This is a genomic window from Flavobacterium sp. B330r, assembly GCF_056824325.1.
Genome location: NZ_CP124860.1, coordinates 280,819 through 297,852 on the forward strand (window position 1 = coordinate 280,819; position 17,034 = coordinate 297,852).

Consider the following 17,034-nt stretch of genomic DNA (forward strand, 5'->3'; position numbering starts at 1 on the left):
AAACTTTATCTTAATTATTATTGGGAGGATAAAAAACTATTTAAAACTATTCTAAGATTAATTTAATGGTATCTTAAGACAGCTTAAGCAAGCGTAAACATTCTGGTAAATATCTTTGCTACATGAAAAATATTATACGCAAAATATACCTCGCAATCCTCTTATTTACTTTAAGCCAATTTTCTTTTGCTCAAAAAACAGCTATAAAAGGAACCATCACAGACGGAAAAAATCCTATAGAATTTGTTGATGTAATTTTAAAAAACACAGCCGATTCAACCAAAACTGCTAATTACGCCGTTACAGATATTTCTGGAAATTTCTCATTAGAAAATGTAACTTCTGGAGAATATCTGCTTCAGTTTAAATTAATTGGTTTTAAAACCAATACTAAAAAAATAAAATATACCGGTACAGCTATTTCACTTGGAACGATCACTTTGCAAGAAGATGCCAACCAGCTTAATACTGTAGTGGTAAACTCACAGAAAAAACAGATTCAGAAAACAAACGAAGGCTTTATTTTTAATGCTGTTTCGAATATTTCGCAAACGGGCGGAACTGCTACAGATATGCTAAAAAGCATTCCGACTGTTGCCGTCGATGCCGAAGGCGGTATTACGTTAAGAGGAAAATCGCCAATGATTTTGATCAACGGAAAAAATTCGGCTATTACCAATATGGATCAGATTGCTGCGAGCAGTATTGAAAGTATTGAAGTAATTAGTAATCCTACGGCTAAATATGATGCAAATGCCGAAAGCGGTATCATTAATATAAAACTCAAAAAGAACAACCTCAGCGGTACAAATGGTGCTGTAGCATTGGGCGCAGGTTTTGGTGCAAAAGGAAGAGTAAATAGTTCTGTTCTTTTCAATCATAAAACAGAAAAATGGAATTTTGGTTTAGGCTATGACAATCGCTTTGCTGGAAGAACAAAGAAAATAAATGCCGACCGAACCAATTATTTTATTGATGAAGAACATTATATTCATCAAAATCGAAACGATGAACGAACTGAAGGCCTTCAGAATCTGAAATTAAATATTGATTTTTCTCCAAATGACAAAAATAGCTTTTCATTTGAAGCACTTGGAAATCTAGAAACTCAAGACAATGACGAGACTTTATACACGCAGGTAAACACAAGTGCCAATGCCTTTTTCTCCAATAATAGAAGACATTCATTAGAACTGGAACGTTCAAAAGTTGGCGAACTTGCTTTTACCTATGATCGTAAATTTGATGACGAGCGAAAAGATCTAAACACCTCTATTACATCTTCTTTTGGAAAACATAAAGAAAACACTGATATTGACACTTATAATTACGATGAATATCAGCAGCAGATTGGTGAGGCTTTACTGCAGAGAACACACAATTATGAAAATCAGAATATTTCGAATGCCATTGTAAATTACGCTTTTCCAATTTCAGAAAAATCGATTATAGAAACAGGTTACAAAGGAACTTTCCGATTTTTTAAGTCTGATTTTGAAAGTGCTGATCTAATTAATGGTGAATATATCGTGAATCCGTTAGCTAGTAATAGTTTCAAATTTAACGAACAGATAAATGCCGTTTATGGTCTGATGAATTCTTCTATTGGCGATAGCGAAAACCCAAAATGGAAATACAATTTAGGTTTGCGTGCAGAAAATGTTTCCAATACTGGGGCAACACAAAACAATAGCGACCGATTTAGCAACAATTACTTAAAACTCTTTCCGTCAGCTTCCTTACAATTGAATTTAAAACCAGATGAATTTATAAAGTTAGGATATAGCAAACGAATTAACCGCCCTGATCTGGATGATTTAAATCCGTTTATTGACATTACCGATGCGTTAAATCCGCATGGAGGAAATCCGTATTTAAAACCCGAAATCATTCATATTGCCGAAATGAGTTATAATAAAAACTGGAAAAACTACTCTTTTTCGACCAATGCTTTTTACAGAAATGCAACTGACGCAATTAGACAATATGCACAACTTTTGGACAATGGAGTGGTTTTACTTCAGCCCCAAAACATTGGAAGCACGGTTACTTATGGTTTAGAAACCATTTTCACTCTTAAACCAGTTGGTTTTTATGATGCTAATATTAGTTTAACCGCTTTTCAGCAAAACATCAATGCTGACAATTTACCGCAGGCCGATGATATTGTAAGCAGTGCCTTCAGCTGGTACGGAAAAGTGATTAACAACTTTGTTCCTTGGAAAGGCGGAAAACTTCAGATTATCGGAAACTATAATTCGGCCGTTGCCACTCCCCAAGGAAAAAGAATTCCGATTTATAATGTTGATATGGGATTTCAACAGAAATTAGGAAAAGGAAATGCCCGTTTAGGTTTGGTTGTAACCGATATATTTGACACTTTAGAAAGCGGTTATAAAAACAATACCTTATTATTTAAAAACAGCAGAACTTCAAAATCTGACACAAGAGCTTTGATGGTTACATTTGCATATACGTTTAGATCTGATTTTAAAGAAAAACTACTAGAAAATCAGTTTTCAACAGAATAAAAACGGACCTAAAATGATAAAAATGTAAAAATTTCATTCTTGTATTTTCAAGCAATAATTCTATTAAAAAATTGGATTATATTCGCCAAAAGAAATTAGCTCGACAGATTTCTTAAGCCCAAAAACACTTAATCCTACATAGAATGAAATTATTACATTTATTAGTGGTAACACTATTTTTTACTGCCTTTCAATCGCATTCGCAAGTTCAAGTTGATCAGATTACCCATAATTCAAAAGAGCGTTATATTACTACTACAATTGGCTATCCAGTGCCTGGAACTTATGCTCCTTTAAACCAAAAAGAGCCTATTACGGTTTTAAATCCAGACGGAACCGGTTTTATTCAAGCTGAAGATTTAAGCAAACAAAAAATAAATTGGGGAATTGAATGTACTGAAGAAGGTGTTCCTGTTTTTAAAGAAGGATTCAATAGTGCTTCTTACACATTCTGGTACAGACCAAATGACAGTAATGAATGGTATTATTCTCAATTCTCTATTCATTTTGCTAAGAAAAAAATGTTTTTAATGGGCGAAAGAGTAAAAGTATACGAAGATTATAACGTACAATAGCCTTTAAAAAACGTCTTCAAATTAAATTTTTCTTGATTTTTTAGAAATTTAACGGCGAAAAAGAAAACGTTTTCGTTGATTTTTAATAGTCTTTATAAATTTTCCCATTAAATTTTATAAAACTGAAAATCATACCCAAATTTTATTTAATTTGCAATAAAATTCAATATATTAAACATGGTTTCAATCACACGCCTTTTTGATTTTCCCTATTATCAACAAGAAACTTACAACCTTCCAGTTGCTCTCGCAACCAAAAAAAATGGAGTCTGGGAAAAAACATCCAGTGAAGAATATATTGCAAAAGCAAATGCTATTTCGAGAGCATTATTGCGTATGGGCGTTCAGAAAGATGATAAAATTGCTTTAATTAGTTCAAATAACCGTACCGAGTGGAATATAATGGACATTGGTATTTTGCAGACTGGTGCGCAAAATGTTCCAATTTATCCCACTATTGCAGAAGAAGATTACGAATATATTTTAAACCACAGTGGCAGTATTTACTGTTTTGTTTCTGATGATGAAGTGTTACAAAAAGTAAATGCAATTAAAGCCAATGTGCCAACATTGAAAGAAGTATATTCTTTTAATGAAATTAATAGCTGTAAACATTGGTCAGACTTATTGGTTTTAGGCGAAGATGATAGCAATCAAAGCGAAGTTGAAGCTAAAAAAGACAGTATTCAAACAGATGATTTAGCTACTATTATTTATACTTCTGGAACAACAGGAAGACCTAAAGGAGTTATGCTTTCGCACAAAAATATTGTGTCAAATGTTTTAGACAGCTCACCAAGAATCCCATTTGATCCAGGAAAAAGCACCGCATTAAGCTTCTTGCCTATCTGTCATATTTTTGAAAGAATGATTTTGTATATCTATCAATATTATGGTGTATCGGTTTATTTTGGAGAATCTATTGATAAAATCAGTGACAACTTAAAAGAGGTCCGTCCAACTGTAATTACAGCTGTACCAAGACTTTTAGAAAAAGTTTACGATAAAATTTATGCGAAAGGAGCTGAATTAACCGGTATCAAGAAAAAACTGTTTTTCTGGGCTATCGATTTAGGTTTAAGATATGAACCATACGGAGCAAATGGTGCTTGGTATGAATTCCAATTAAAAATTGCACGCAAACTAATTTTCAGTAAATGGAAAGAAGGTTTGGGAGGAAACTTAGATTTAATGGTTTCTGGAAGTGCTGCCTTACAGCCGCGTTTGACAAGGGTTTTTGCTGCTGCAGAAATTCCGGTAATGGAAGGTTACGGTTTAACGGAAACTTCTCCGGTAATTGCTGTAAACGACCAAAGAAACAAAGGATTTAAAATTGGAACTGTTGGAAAGCCGATTCGTAACCTAGAAGTAAAAATTGCCGAAGACGGAGAAATTTTATTAAAAGGGCCAAACGTAATGTTAGGCTATTATAAAGATCCAGAGAAAACGGCTGAAGCTGTAATTGACGGTTATTTTCATACGGGAGATATCGGAGAAATTGACAGCGAAGGTTTCTTAAAAATTACCGATCGTAAAAAAGAAATGTTCAAGACTTCTGGAGGTAAATATATTGCTCCGCAAATGATCGAAAATGCCATGAAACAATCTCGTTTTATTGAACAGATAATGGTTATTGGTGAAGGCGAAAAAATGCCAGGTGCTTTTATTCAGCCAAACTTTGAATTTGTAAAAGAATGGGCAAAAATCCATAAAATTACTTTAGGAAGTTCTGATGCGGAAATCAGCGCTAATGCAGATGTTATCAAACGCATCGATGAAGAAGTAGAAGGAATCAACAAAAAATTCGGACATTGGGAACAAGTAAAACGTTTTGAACTTACTCCAGATGTATGGTCAATTGACGGCGGGCAGCTTACCCCTACTCTAAAATTGAAACGTAAAATCATTAAAGAAATTTACAAAGATCTTTATGCAAAAATCTACGGAAACAATTAATAAATCAAGATAATATAACCAAAGTGAAAAGGCTGTCTCGTTGAGATAGCCTTTTTTACTATTACAAAACGGGTATTTTTACTTTAAATACCCAACTTTAAATCGCGTATTTTTAGATTTTCTTTTATCTAAAACAAAATAATATGCCTTGGACAGTTCTCGAACAATTATGGAAACGAACTTTAGATTCCAAAAATGCGAATTCAGACCATACCAATTGGGATAACCAGATTAAAACACTATATCAATTAGGCATTGGCATGGAAGATACTTTGTATTTTCTATATTCTGAAAAACCAGATTTTGAAACTTTCAAAACATGGATTAATAATAGAAAAAGAAATACTGATCAAGAAATTGAGGATTTAACTGTAAATGTCTTGTCTAAGCAGGATCTTGAATTTTGGAATCGGAACGGTTATGTTGTGGTTAAAAATGCTATTTCAAAAGAAGATTGCAAAGCCACACAAAAAGCCATTTGGGAATATTTAAAAATGAATCCGAATGAAAAAGAAAGCTGGTACAAGCGTCACGAAGAACAAAAAGGACTTATGCTTAATTTTTCGGATCATGAAACTTTAAATCGTAATCGCTTTTCGCCAAGAGTAAAAAAGGCTTACGAACAGCTTTATGGAACTACAAATATCTACAAAACTATAGATAAAGTAAGTTTTAATCCGCCCGAAACAGATCATTTCACCTTTCTTGGAAGTCCGCTTCATTGGGATATGAGCTTAAAAAAACCGCTTACTTATGGTCTACAAGGGTTATTTTATTTAACTGAATGCAGAGAAAATGATGGAGCTTTCCATTGCGTTCCAGGTTTTCACAATCAAATTGATGAATGGCTCGACGAACTTGAACCACATGAAAATCCAAGAGAAAAAGCTTTAAAAACGTTACAACCAAAACCAATTACAGGAGATGCAGGCGATTTTATAATCTGGCACAATACATTGCCACACTGCGCAACACCTAACAGAGGAGAAAGCCCAAGAATGGTTCAATATCTTACTTATCTTCCAGATGATTACAATGCTGCTGGAGAATGGATTTGAATAATTCAAAATAAAAATGGGCATAATCAATTGAATGATATACCCATTTTACTTAGATTTACTTTCTTCCTTTTAATTTATATTTCATAACATCTTTAAGCATTGATTTGTTTTTTTCATTAAAAGCAACCAACTCTGATGCTATATCAGGTTTAATCATAATCTTATCGGCTACAATCTCGTAAGCAATATTTTTAGTAATTTCTTCTAAATCCTCATGCTTTTTAAATTCGTGTTTCATGGCCTGCAAAAACAACTCTGAATTCTCCGCCGAAACATCCGATTCATAAATTGAGGTTATGACTCCAGATAATTTTTCTGTCGATTCAATATTTGCAAAATAATTATTCAGACAATTGAATGCATCTTTATTATTTCTCCATCCCGTTATCAATACCTCTTGTGCTCCATTTATATTCTTAATTTTATTTTTATAAATAAAAGATGCTTTTACGTATTGATTATTTACTTTATAGTCATCTATCACTTTACCATAAAACTTATCGGCTTCCGGTTTGTCTTTTAGAATCGTATACAAATCTCCCACTTTTTCGTTTTGATTGAGTTCTCTGTATAATTCAATTGCTTGTCTGTATACATGTCCTTTTTCATAACACTCCGCCGCTTTGTTTTTATTATTACAATATTTAAGATGGACTGCTGCTGCTTCACTGTACAACTCCCCTTCTTCCAAAACATCTGCAGCTTTGTAATGATTTTTAAGCAGTTTCATATACACATGGGCTGCCTTTGCATAATCTTTCTTTTCTTTAAATTCTTCAGCCATTTTTTCATATCTGCTTTGTATTGTAGAAAAACGCTCCGAATCTATCAGAGCCGAGCCTCCTCCTCCAGATTGTGATGGCTGACGTGGTGGTGAATAACTATAAGAAGAACTCGAAGAACTGCTATTCAAAAGTGCCAGTGCTATTATTAGACCAATTGCAAACACAATCACAATCAAAGCTAGAGACGAATTAGTTCCCAGATTTGTATTGCTGAAATTGCAACTCTTCAGATTAAATAGAATGATCAGTACAAAAATTATCTTAAAAACAATTAAAAAAGGCTTACCATCAAATTCAGATTCATCCATTTTATTTCTGCTTCCTCCTGAAAAAGAACGACCTCCAGAGAAACCTGAGCCATTTCCTTCAAAAGAAAATTTTCCATCAAACCCTCCTCTTGCAGTTCCTAAAGTATCTAGAGGAATAGCCAATTGTAAAGCCATTTCAGGATTTTTATCAAGAAAGGCCAAAAACTTATCCATTTCCTTTTGATTTCCCTTCATTAATTCCTCCATATCAAATGGTAATTCATCTGGTAAATCTTCTTGTGAAAATGGCTTTTCAAGCGCTTCCAGAATATCTTCTGTATTTGCTTCGTAACGTAATGATGATATATACTTCGGAATATGAACTGTTTTGGAAGGTTCCAGTATATCGATTTCTTTTAAAACTGGCACTTCAATTAAATCGATCCACGAAACTTCTTCCTTTAACTCTACTAATCCAATATCTGGATGCATGAAATGATAGTGCTCTGAAAACAAATTGTGCCACTCAGCCTTTGTTAGCTGAGGGGTCACAATTGTATTTTCGGGAATAAATAATTTATTTTCTATCAATTGGCAGAAATAATTCTTTCCGATACGATCCGTTTTAATCAGACTCTGATCAAAAACCAACATACATCCAAACAACTCATTTGCCTTTACGGCAGGAACCGGGAAAGTTTTGACCAAATGGAATGCTAATCCCATATTCTGAATTTCCTGAAGCCATACTTTCGGCAATCTGCTTTTTATGAAAACACCTCCTTTAGGAAATGTATTTTTAGAATTTATGCTAAGTTTAAGTTCCATTTTGTCTTACATTTTTTATAAACGGATCCAGATATTTTTCCAAAAAATCTTTCTCCTTTACACTCGTCAGAAAAGAATCTGTTATAAAATAATCGTTACCAGAATATTCACTTTCGGAGGCCATAATTGTTCTGCCGTTTACGATAAAAGGAATATAAAATTTGGAGATGTCCTCCTTACTGCTTTCAAATATTAGAATTCCATCCTTATTAGTTACTCTACTTCCGTCCTTAGACTCAAAACACAAGGTTTCTATATAACAAACAGCACCGTTACTTTCTATAGTATTCTTCAATATTTCAGCCTCCTGTCTTGTTACATCATTTAAAACCACTCCAAAATCCTCATCTACAATAGCCTTACTTTCACGTAAAGATTTACCTGTATTTTGTTTTATTATTTTAACAAGATTAATAGCTGATGCTCCCCTATTTTTCAAAATAAGATTTACTTTTTCGTAAAATTGTATTGCTGGGTGTTTCCAGTCAGTAGAATAATAACCTCTCTTAGAAAACTCTAAGTGCGTAAAGTTAAATCCGTTAATTTCAATACTATCATTTACAATTGACAATCCTTTTAGTTTTTTTATGACGCTGTATTTGAACTTACTATTCATAAAATCCCTAACAAAAGAATTTTGTTTCATGCTATAGTTCACAAAAGCATCATTAATCAAATTACTAAATTCAGACTTCATTTTTATTAAACCATCATCGACACGCCAATAGCTTGTACCATCAGTCAAATAAAACTCATTCTTATATCCAAAAACATTAACTTTTAAATCATTAAATTCTTCATTAGAAACCAAATTACTTTTTAACTCCTGTTTATCAATATTATAAATACTAATTTTTGGTATCGAATCGCTTACATAACACAACAGAAATCTCTCGCCTTTGCCATTGGTTTTTATAGCAAATTCTCCTTTGTCAAAAGGAAGATTTGAATCTATTCTTTTAAATCCTTTGTTGAACTCATTACTGACAAACCAGAATAAATTTCCGTTTAGATAGGTATAAAAGTCGGTACCATAATAAAAGATATTCTGATAGCTTCTTTCTAATGGAAATAAAAGCGGTATATTATCTAAGTCTGTTTCTGAATACTTACGGCGTGGAGAATCTCGCTTTTCTTTTTCCCACAGTTCATCCAGTGGCATTATAATATGCTGAAGCATTTTTCTGCCTTTATTCTGATTTTTATAGACTTTGATGCCTTCTATCTCCATTTCAAAAACATACTTAATCTCAGTATAATAAGTACTTATCACATTTTTCATTGCCGTCAGTTTCAAACTGTCTTCTGAGGAAAAAAGAAATACTTCCTGATTTTTACTGCTAATTTTATTTTGCTGAAAAAATGATTCAAGTCCTTGCGAACAATCCAGTTTACCGCTAAGCTCGCTCAACGCCTCAATTACATCATGAACATTACCTAATGGAACTTCTTTAAAATCCTGACCTGCTATAAAAACTCTGCACTTAATATCGGTTTTCGGATGTCTAGCAATCGCAATTGCCGAAGCAAAAGACAGAATCTTAGGATTTCCCCAATTTTTTAATGAGCTGTCGATAATCAAAATACGTTCGAACTTATCTGCTTCTGGTGGAACTTCTCTTTGAATATAAAGCGCTTCGTTATTGGCTATTCTGGACATAAAAACGTCATCGTCATACGCAAATTCAGAGATGACCAGTTTATCAAAGTTACCTTTGTTTGTCAAATCAGAGATTCCTCCCAAAGGCTGTTCGCTTGGGTGATTGTGGTGCAACGGAATATGAAGCCCCGACCAAAGTCGTTTGATAAGACTTCCTACATGAAACGTACGATCATCATTTATAAGTTGTTCCACAAAAGTTGCTGCATCGATAAGATTTTCCTCTTCTAAAATTTCCTCTTGCAGCTTCTCCTTTAAATCCTCATGCGGATTATTTTCCATGGCATGCAAAATGGACTCCACAGTTGGAAAATTCTTTTTTAGTAAAGCCAGAGTTCTAAAATCTTTTATAAAATTGGCATCATTAAAGGGCTCTTTTACACCAGCTCGCACCAAATGATGTCTTTTATCTTTGTATTCCTCGAGAATCTTTTTGGCCTTTTCAGTAGAAATTCTGTTATGACATCCATCAAAAATAGTCTGAAACATTTTCATCCTTTTTTCACCAGTTTTATATTCATCTGGCAAAGCTGAAAGCTGTCTCATAAAACCAATACTGGCGCCTAATCTAAACGAATGTTCTATAGGAAATGATTTGGTTACTTCTATGCCTTTTGCCCACTCCTGAATTCTATCAATAGCTTCTTTACTATCATTATTGGTAGCAGTAATGGCTAATAAAAGAGTTCCGAATGGTGGAAAATTACTATCAGAAAGCGCTTCTAAAATTTCAAAGACAAATTTCTCATAACCGATAGTTTGTCCATTCGGAATTGAGATCGTCTCAAATACGCTATCTGGAGAAAATACCTGATTTTCCCACTCCCAAAAATAGTCTGTAAACGATTGAAAATACCTTTGAAATTCCATTTTTAATTTATGAAAAAGTTAAGCGAAATGAACTAATTGATAGTGGTTTTACATTTTGTTTGGGAATAGAAGAATAACTATTATCCTTATTCCATAGTATTATATTTTTATCGAAAGGATTTAATTTATCCTTAAGTGTTTGGGCCAAAACAGGCCATTCAAAATCATACCCTGTAGGAATTAAAAAATCATTCTTAGACCAAAATGTATTTCCTTTTAAAGGCAATAAAGGCTTCCCGATAATCAATGCTTTATTATTGATTACAACCCATTGCAAAGGTTCAAGTCTAAATTTTGGTGCAGATTCGATATAGGATTTCAATTCCTGATATTCTACCAATAAAGCGTATGCTTCTTTTACATCTTCCGATCGTTTTAATGCAGTCTGCAGTGTATCACTTATACCAAAAAAATTATGATTGAAATTTGGCAGTGAAATAGGCAAACCTCTCAAAACCGGCGACCATAATAAACCCGAAGGCAGTTTTTTGGTAGGTAATTGTTTTCCTTTTTCGAACAACAAATTTTCTTTTAACTCATATATTTTGGTATACGGAATCTGTAGAAGTTCAGTGGAGCCTATTTGATCGTCCGTGAACTCTTTTATCCAGATTGTATTGGTCTCAAAAGCTATCTTGAGATTTTCCCAATGTCGTATTGCACCAAGAAAATCTTTATGCTCTTTATTAATTTCTAAAAAGTACATGTTAAATAGTTTGAAGAATTTTTTGCCACAAAGATTCTATATGTTCCTGAATGTATTTTTTCTTTTCTGCATCTTTGATCCAATCGCAGCGGGTTTGAATATATCTCAATTTATCTTTGATCACGTTTTGCTCTTCAAAAGAAAGGCTATCATCCTGCCATTTCTCGATCAGATAATTTACTTCTTTCATTACACTTTCAGCATCCGGCGTCTTATTGTACATCGCTTGCGGGTGGGCTTCTGTAGAAGTATCTTTTTCGATAATTTTATTAATGATTCCTTCCAGAATTTCAATTTGCTCTTCGTTATCCCAGATATATTTCAACACCCAAAAATCTGACACAATTGATTCTTTTCTTCCGCACATTAGCGCACTTGCTGCAACAAGGTTCTGAAGTTTTACGGCACGTCGGTCAGAAACTTTGATGCCAGTATTTCGAAGACTATGAATAATATCTACATATTCGTTTCGTGTAGCACTCAAATCTACCTGACGACAAAGTTTTTGCAATTCGCGAACCTCATCTGCCGAAATAGTTGGCACTTCTTCAGTCACCGAGCTTTCCAGTTTCCATCCAGCAAGCAATACCTGATGCAATAAATCTGGTTCTACATAATCACATTTGATACGAATCAAAAAACGGTCAAGCAAAGCGTTTAACGATTCATCTTCTGGCATAAGGTTACTTGCACCTACAAACATCAATGCTGGCAATTTTTTAGTTTCTTTACCACGGCGAAAGATTTTTTCGTTAAGCGCCATCAACAAACTGTTCAGGATAGCCGAATTGGCGTTAAAAATCTCATCTAGGAAAACCATAGAAGCTTCAGGCATCATACCGTCAGTATTGGTAATCAATTCTCCTTCTTTTAGTTTTCGAATATCAAAAGGTCCAAAAATCTCATTAGGTTCTGTAAAACGGGTCAACAGATATTCAAAATTTTTGTCGCCCTCGATTCCTTTAGAAAGCGATCTGACAATGGCGCTTTTTGCAGTTCCCGGAGGTCCAAGCAAAAAAGCATTTTCTCGTGCCAGTAATCCAATTCCTAATAGATCGATAATTTCATTTTTACCAACAAAAGTTTCTTTGATATGTTTTAAAACGGCATTTAATTTAGCTGTAGCATTCATTATTTTACTTCTATTTTTTAATAATTCGTTTGTTTTTAAAGTTGAGCCCAGAATAGCTTTTGGTAGTCTCCAAACCCTATTTCCAATTGTTTTTTTATAAAATCAGACTGTGCCCATTTTATAGATTTTCTTTGCACCACTCGGTCAATATAAAGTTGCAGTAAACAATCATTTTCTGCGATTATCTCAAAATTTACATTTTCCGAATCCAGATCAGACCCAATAGCAGAATAATGAAATTGAATTAAATGTTTTTCTAAAATATCAATAATCAAATCTTCTGGATCAATCTTCCTAATTTCTGTTATAATCTGAGGTAAAAAACGCAGACAAAGATCTGATGAAATAATTGCCGAAGCATCTATTGTGCCTTTATAAAAAGGTAAAAGTTCTTTTACATCACTCATTTTATGCTCTCTGTGCAATAAAAGTTGCGTGGCCAAATATAACGTTCTGGCAGACCATAAAGCAGCTTCTCCATTAAAGTCGGGGGCAGTTCCTGGATATTCTAAAATTTCCTTTTCATATTCTGTTTCCAGAAACAAAACGGCTTCTTTTTCCTCTGTTTGGGCTATTGTAATTAGTTTATCATACAAAATAACCTGTTCAATGGTTCTGAGATGATAAATAGTATCCAAAAAAGGCGTTTTTATTTTTTCCATAGTATTATAATTATACCTTTCTGAATCGGATTTTATTTCTTAATAGAACAATCTTCCGTCTCATACGAAAAATTGTACATTAACAAATATATTATTAAATCCGAACCTTTGCGCAAATATTCGTTTTAGCTTTTGCAATTGTTTTTAACAAGAAAGTGAAACTACAGCTGCAACAACTGCAGTTTCCTTCTACAGCTATCAACCATGCATTTTGATAGCTATTATTAACAAATTAAATTCTAATTTTTAAGGCACCAATTCAAAATCTTTGCGATGTTTTTGGCATCGTCAATTCCGCGGTGATGTGTTCCTTCTAACGGAATATTCAGCAATGCAAGCGCACCATTCATTCCTGTTGGTTTAACCAAGCCAAACTTTTCGGCAAAATGCTCTTTTACATTGATATGCTCCTCTCCCATTGGATAGGAAACACCAAACGATTTACATTGTTTTTTCAGCATATTCAAATCGTACTGACCGTAACTTGCCCAAGTGTAGAAATCGGGATTATATTCGTCGATAAGCTCATTAATAGCATCTTCGAAACTAACTCCGCTCTTATCAAGTAAATCCTGAGTAATGGTGGTCAATTCTGTACAAAACAAACTAACGGTTGAGCGTTGCGGCTTTACCAATATCCCTTTATTCTTAGAAATTGCTCCCGTTTCTGTGTCCAACACAGCCAAACCAATTTCTATAATTTCATTTTGCTGCCCGCTCGGGACCGCGCCTTGCCAGCATGTGGCTTCTAAATCGATAATAATAATTTTATCTGTAGTTTTCATTTTTTTAATTTTTTTTTAAAATTTACAATTCCCTATCTCCAAAAGGAGCTTTCCAAGCTTTCGCTAAAATGCGGGCCTTTACCTCATCATAAGAAAGAGGTTCATAATTGTGGCAATCAACACCAACATCAAACGAGCGAGAAGTTTCATCATCAAATAAATGACCGTGAGAGTGACCGTATAAGTGCCATGTTCCTCTAAATGAACTTCTCCAAACTTTCATTGCATAGTGAAACAAGATTATTTTCTGCCTTCCGTTTGGTGCATCTCCATCTTCAACACTTAATTCATAATAATCTTTAATCCACTCAAATCGTTTAGCGTAACTCAACGCCGATTTATCGTGATTGCCTTTTACGAGAAAAATAGAACCATTTAATTGATCTAAAATTTCTTTTGTTCGTTCTGGTCTCGCCAAAGAAATATCACCTAAGTGATAGACAATATCTCTCGGACTCACCTTTTCATTCCAACGTTTAATGAGTTCCTGATCCATCTCCTCTACCGAGGCAAAAGGTCGTTCACTAAACCTAATTATATTCGTATGACCAAAATGATGATCAGACGTAAAAAATATTTTTTGATTCATTAATTTTTTAATTTGAAACCACCAATTTTATACTGATGGTTTCTGTTGTGTTTTCTCTGTTTTTATCAGAAAAACATGCTTTTAAAATCTAGAAAGAAACTTCTTTTCTTAGACTTTTTTTCAGACTTTTCTTTTTTTACAGCATTCTTCTTTTCAAAAACAGCTTTAGCTTTCTCAAGCTTTTTAACTGGTTTTATCTCTTCTTTTTTAGAAGTTTCATAAAACTTTTTGAAAGGACGTGGCTCAAAATCAACCAAAATAGCTGCCATATTTATAGCATCAATATTGGATGGATCTGTTTCTCCTTTTAAGAAAGTTTCGATAGGTCTGAACTTGTCTTTCTTTTCCTTAAACTTGTTCTTTTTCGCATGATCGAAATCTAGCCCTAATAGGTTTTTAAAAACATTCAAATCATCTTGAGTTGGGTTATTTTCGAAAATAAGCCAGCACAAATCACGAAGTTTTCCACGAGAAGGCTTGTACAAATAATCAAAGTATTTGCCGCCTTTTTCTATCTCGTATTTATTTCTAATTGCTTTTTTATATTTTTCTAGTGTATTGTTTTGCATGATATTTTTCTTTTGCAATTCTTGGAAATCTCAGGAAATCAAAGGCTTTTCTGGGAAATCCAATATCACAAAGTTTAAAAGCACGCTTGCTTTACTAGAGAAATATCTCTAAATGATATATAGGGTTTCCCGAAAATTTACCTTTTCATTCCATAGGCTAATGCATTCTAAATCTGCTCCTTTAATTGAGGCAAACGAAGATTCACTTAACTCCACTGTATCCGTTTGACCTTTATGGCCCGACGCAAATCCTATTTCTTGATTCATCCTTAAATTTTTATTATTAAACTTAAACGATCAACATTTACTGCTAATGGTTCTTTTACTTTACGAAGATTTCTTTTAATTGACCAATTACGTTTCCGCCGCCAGAAATGGTGATTTCACCAATTTTATCAGCGATTTTTTCAACGTACTCCATCTCTTTCAACTTCCACAACATTTCGTTTTCTTCCATCAGCTTTGCTGTGTTAAGCAAACTTCTTGTTGCTGCAGTTTCTTCTCTTCTCATAATGCTATTGGCCTGCGCTTTTTTCTCAGCAACCAAAACCTGATTCATGATTTCTTTCATATCTCCTGGAAGAATTACATCTCTTATTCCAGCATCAGAAATTGCTAAACCTAAATCTTTGATCTTAGTTTTTGCTTCTTCTAAAATAGCATCGGCAATCGCATCCTTCTTTGACAATAATTCATCTAGAGTTAATCCGCCAACAAAAGCTCTTAAAGCCAGTTGCATTGCGACATACAATTGTTTTTCAAAATCTTTATTTTCAGTCAAAGCTTTCATAATATCAACCACTTGATATCTCACAAAAAAGTTAATTCTTAATCCTGCTTTATCTTTAGTCAACAACTCCTGACCAGAAATTTCCAATTGTTGCTGTCTAGTATCAACCGTTTTCACTTCGATTGTAATGGCGTTATTCCAGAAATAATGTGTCCCTGATTTCAATTCTTTCACAAAAGTTCCATTCACAAATAACAAAGCTTTGTCATTACTTGCTATAATAAATTTTCTTGTGAAGTATCTCATCTTAACATTTTCCAATAAGTTTACTGGAACATTTTCTGTGATTTCAATCTTAGACAAATCTGCTTTAATGAATTCATTTTTTACAACTCCTTTCCAAAAAGCATACTTTCCTGGCACCAAAACTTCTTTAAAATTTCCTTTTACAAATTGCAACACAATTTCGTTATCGGCAACTTCAATAACCTCCAAAAGAGATGCTAACACTTCATTTTGCAATAAAATATCCAACTCAAAAGGAGCCTGAAAAGATCCGTTTAGATCGTAAATCATAATGTTTTTGTTTCCAAAAATCCAGTGTAATCCTTCTTCTAATACTTTTATTAATTTTCTATTTTCGAACACCAAGCCTACTTGGTAAGTCTCGATTTTAATTCTTTTTATCATAATATTTTTTTGTTTAAGGTTTAAAGTTTCATGTTCCAAAATCTTAAACCTCTATACTCTTTATTCTTTTCTCTATTCTCTTTTCTCTATTCTCTTCTTAATAAAAAAACCTCATTGTCTTTCTCCTCCAAGAAAAACGGACGAATAGTTTGTTCTTTGTCTGTCTGAGTTGTTTTTGATTCTATTTTATTGAAAGAATCCCCAAATTCTCTTAACAATCAAATCAAAAAGAAAACAGACTTTTCAAAACACATTTCGATTCGCACTGGCTTTATCAGAGTGTGAAACATCAGATTCTAAAATCTTAATTTCACTGACAAAGACAAATTAGTTTTTTCTAATGGTCATCTTTTTAAGAGTGATGGTCTCTACTGTTACAGGTTTTTGAGACCCGTCGACTAACCAATTCGTCCAACCGAAACGTGTTCGGTGCAGGATTCGAACCTGCATAACACATCCAATGCTCTATCCAAATTGAGCTACCACATTACTGTGAATGGGATTCGAACCCACAACCCTTAGATCCCTTGTGCGATAATTTTTTGGAAAACCATCAAAACCTCCAAACCAAGCTGCATAGAAAAACATAATACGCTTTCGCGAAAAGTCTGCTACAATGGTGCTATACAGAAACACCCAACAAGGCTTGTTTGATAT

13 protein-coding genes are annotated in these 17,034 nt (G+C 33.6%); 4 read left to right on the forward strand and 9 right to left on the reverse strand.

Annotated features, from left to right (window positions below):
• The first annotated feature begins 122 nt into the window (after positions 1 to 122).
• The 4 genes from QLQ95_RS01255 to QLQ95_RS01270 all read left to right on the forward strand — a co-directional run bounded on the left by QLQ95_RS01255 (position 123) and on the right by QLQ95_RS01270 (position 6,120).
• Positions 123 to 2,531, forward strand: a complete 2,409-nt coding sequence (locus QLQ95_RS01255; RefSeq protein ID WP_095928877.1) for a TonB-dependent receptor domain-containing protein — start codon at positions 123 to 125, stop codon at positions 2,529 to 2,531.
• Positions 2,532 to 2,674: 143 nt separating this feature from the next.
• Complete coding sequence (locus QLQ95_RS01260; RefSeq protein WP_095928878.1) at positions 2,675 to 3,106, forward strand: hypothetical protein; 432 nt, start codon at positions 2,675 to 2,677, stop codon at positions 3,104 to 3,106.
• A gap of 177 nt (positions 3,107 to 3,283) precedes the next feature.
• Positions 3,284 to 5,062 (forward strand): AMP-dependent synthetase/ligase, encoded by a 1,779-nt coding sequence (locus QLQ95_RS01265; RefSeq protein WP_482502262.1) that lies wholly within the window; start codon positions 3,284 to 3,286, stop codon positions 5,060 to 5,062.
• A gap of 143 nt (positions 5,063 to 5,205) precedes the next feature.
• Positions 5,206 to 6,120: a phytanoyl-CoA dioxygenase family protein gene (locus QLQ95_RS01270; RefSeq protein ID WP_095928880.1), complete on the forward strand. Its 915-nt coding sequence runs from the start codon at positions 5,206 to 5,208 to the stop codon at positions 6,118 to 6,120.
• Between the two features lie 58 nt (positions 6,121 to 6,178).
• On the opposite strand, the gene QLQ95_RS01275 is transcribed toward QLQ95_RS01270, so the two are convergent.
• The 9 genes from QLQ95_RS01275 to QLQ95_RS01315 form a co-directional block, all read right to left on the reverse strand.
• On the reverse strand, positions 6,179 to 7,984 hold the full coding sequence (locus tag QLQ95_RS01275; protein ID WP_482502264.1) for a hypothetical protein: 1,806 nt from the start codon (positions 7,982 to 7,984) through the stop codon (positions 6,179 to 6,181).
• Positions 7,974 to 10,514, reverse strand: a complete 2,541-nt coding sequence (locus tag QLQ95_RS01280) for a ribosomal protein L7/L12 (RefSeq protein WP_482502266.1) — start codon at positions 10,512 to 10,514, stop codon at positions 7,974 to 7,976. Before QLQ95_RS01280 ends, QLQ95_RS01275 begins: the two co-directional genes overlap by 11 nt.
• Positions 10,515 to 10,521: 7 nt before the next feature.
• Positions 10,522 to 11,220, reverse strand: a complete 699-nt coding sequence (locus tag QLQ95_RS01285) for a hypothetical protein (protein ID WP_482502268.1) — start codon at positions 11,218 to 11,220, stop codon at positions 10,522 to 10,524.
• A 1-nt stretch (position 11,221) separates the two neighbouring features.
• On the reverse strand, positions 11,222 to 12,352 hold the full coding sequence (locus QLQ95_RS01290) for an AAA family ATPase (protein ID WP_095928884.1): 1,131 nt from the start codon (positions 12,350 to 12,352) through the stop codon (positions 11,222 to 11,224).
• A 35-nt stretch (positions 12,353 to 12,387) separates the two neighbouring features.
• The gene (locus tag QLQ95_RS01295) at positions 12,388 to 13,014 is read right to left on the reverse strand and encodes a hypothetical protein (RefSeq protein WP_095928885.1); all 627 of its coding nucleotides are present in this window, start codon (positions 13,012 to 13,014) and stop codon (positions 12,388 to 12,390) included.
• A 239-nt stretch (positions 13,015 to 13,253) separates the two neighbouring features.
• Positions 13,254 to 13,799, reverse strand: a complete 546-nt coding sequence (locus tag QLQ95_RS01300) for a 3'-5' exonuclease (protein WP_095928886.1) — start codon at positions 13,797 to 13,799, stop codon at positions 13,254 to 13,256.
• 22 nt (positions 13,800 to 13,821) lie between these two features.
• Positions 13,822 to 14,388 (reverse strand): metallophosphoesterase, encoded by a 567-nt coding sequence (locus tag QLQ95_RS01305; RefSeq protein ID WP_095928887.1) that lies wholly within the window; start codon positions 14,386 to 14,388, stop codon positions 13,822 to 13,824.
• A gap of 65 nt (positions 14,389 to 14,453) precedes the next feature.
• Positions 14,454 to 14,957: a hypothetical protein gene (locus tag QLQ95_RS01310; protein ID WP_095928888.1), complete on the reverse strand. Its 504-nt coding sequence runs from the start codon at positions 14,955 to 14,957 to the stop codon at positions 14,454 to 14,456.
• A gap of 322 nt (positions 14,958 to 15,279) precedes the next feature.
• Positions 15,280 to 16,377, reverse strand: a complete 1,098-nt coding sequence (locus QLQ95_RS01315; RefSeq protein WP_482502271.1) for a slipin family protein — start codon at positions 16,375 to 16,377, stop codon at positions 15,280 to 15,282.
• Positions 16,378 to 17,034: the final 657 nt, after the last annotated feature.

Bases quoted from the DNA above. Each gene is read 5' to 3' on its own strand.
- QLQ95_RS01265 (WP_482502262.1), top strand. From the start codon at position 3,284: ATGGTTTCAATCACACGCCTTTTTGATTTTCCCTATTATCAACAAGAA.
- QLQ95_RS01280 (WP_482502266.1), bottom strand. From the start codon at position 10,514: ATGGAATTTCAAAGGTATTTTCAATCGTTTACAGACTATTTTTGGGAG.
- QLQ95_RS01310 (WP_095928888.1), bottom strand. From the start codon at position 14,957: ATGCAAAACAATACACTAGAAAAATATAAAAAAGCAATTAGAAATAAA.
- QLQ95_RS01270 (WP_095928880.1), top strand. From the start codon at position 5,206: ATGCCTTGGACAGTTCTCGAACAATTATGGAAACGAACTTTAGATTCC.
- QLQ95_RS01300 (WP_095928886.1), bottom strand. From the start codon at position 13,799: ATGAAAACTACAGATAAAATTATTATTATCGATTTAGAAGCCACATGC.
- QLQ95_RS01305 (WP_095928887.1), bottom strand. From the start codon at position 14,388: ATGAATCAAAAAATATTTTTTACGTCTGATCATCATTTTGGTCATACG.
- QLQ95_RS01275 (WP_482502264.1), bottom strand. From the start codon at position 7,984: ATGGAACTTAAACTTAGCATAAATTCTAAAAATACATTTCCTAAAGGA.
- QLQ95_RS01315 (WP_482502271.1), bottom strand. From the start codon at position 16,377: ATGATAAAAAGAATTAAAATCGAGACTTACCAAGTAGGCTTGGTGTTC.
- QLQ95_RS01260 (WP_095928878.1), top strand. From the start codon at position 2,675: ATGAAATTATTACATTTATTAGTGGTAACACTATTTTTTACTGCCTTT.
- QLQ95_RS01285 (WP_482502268.1), bottom strand. From the start codon at position 11,220: ATGTACTTTTTAGAAATTAATAAAGAGCATAAAGATTTTCTTGGTGCA.
- QLQ95_RS01295 (WP_095928885.1), bottom strand. From the start codon at position 13,014: ATGGAAAAAATAAAAACGCCTTTTTTGGATACTATTTATCATCTCAGA.
- QLQ95_RS01290 (WP_095928884.1), bottom strand. From the start codon at position 12,352: ATGAATGCTACAGCTAAATTAAATGCCGTTTTAAAACATATCAAAGAA.
- QLQ95_RS01255 (WP_095928877.1), top strand. From the start codon at position 123: ATGAAAAATATTATACGCAAAATATACCTCGCAATCCTCTTATTTACT.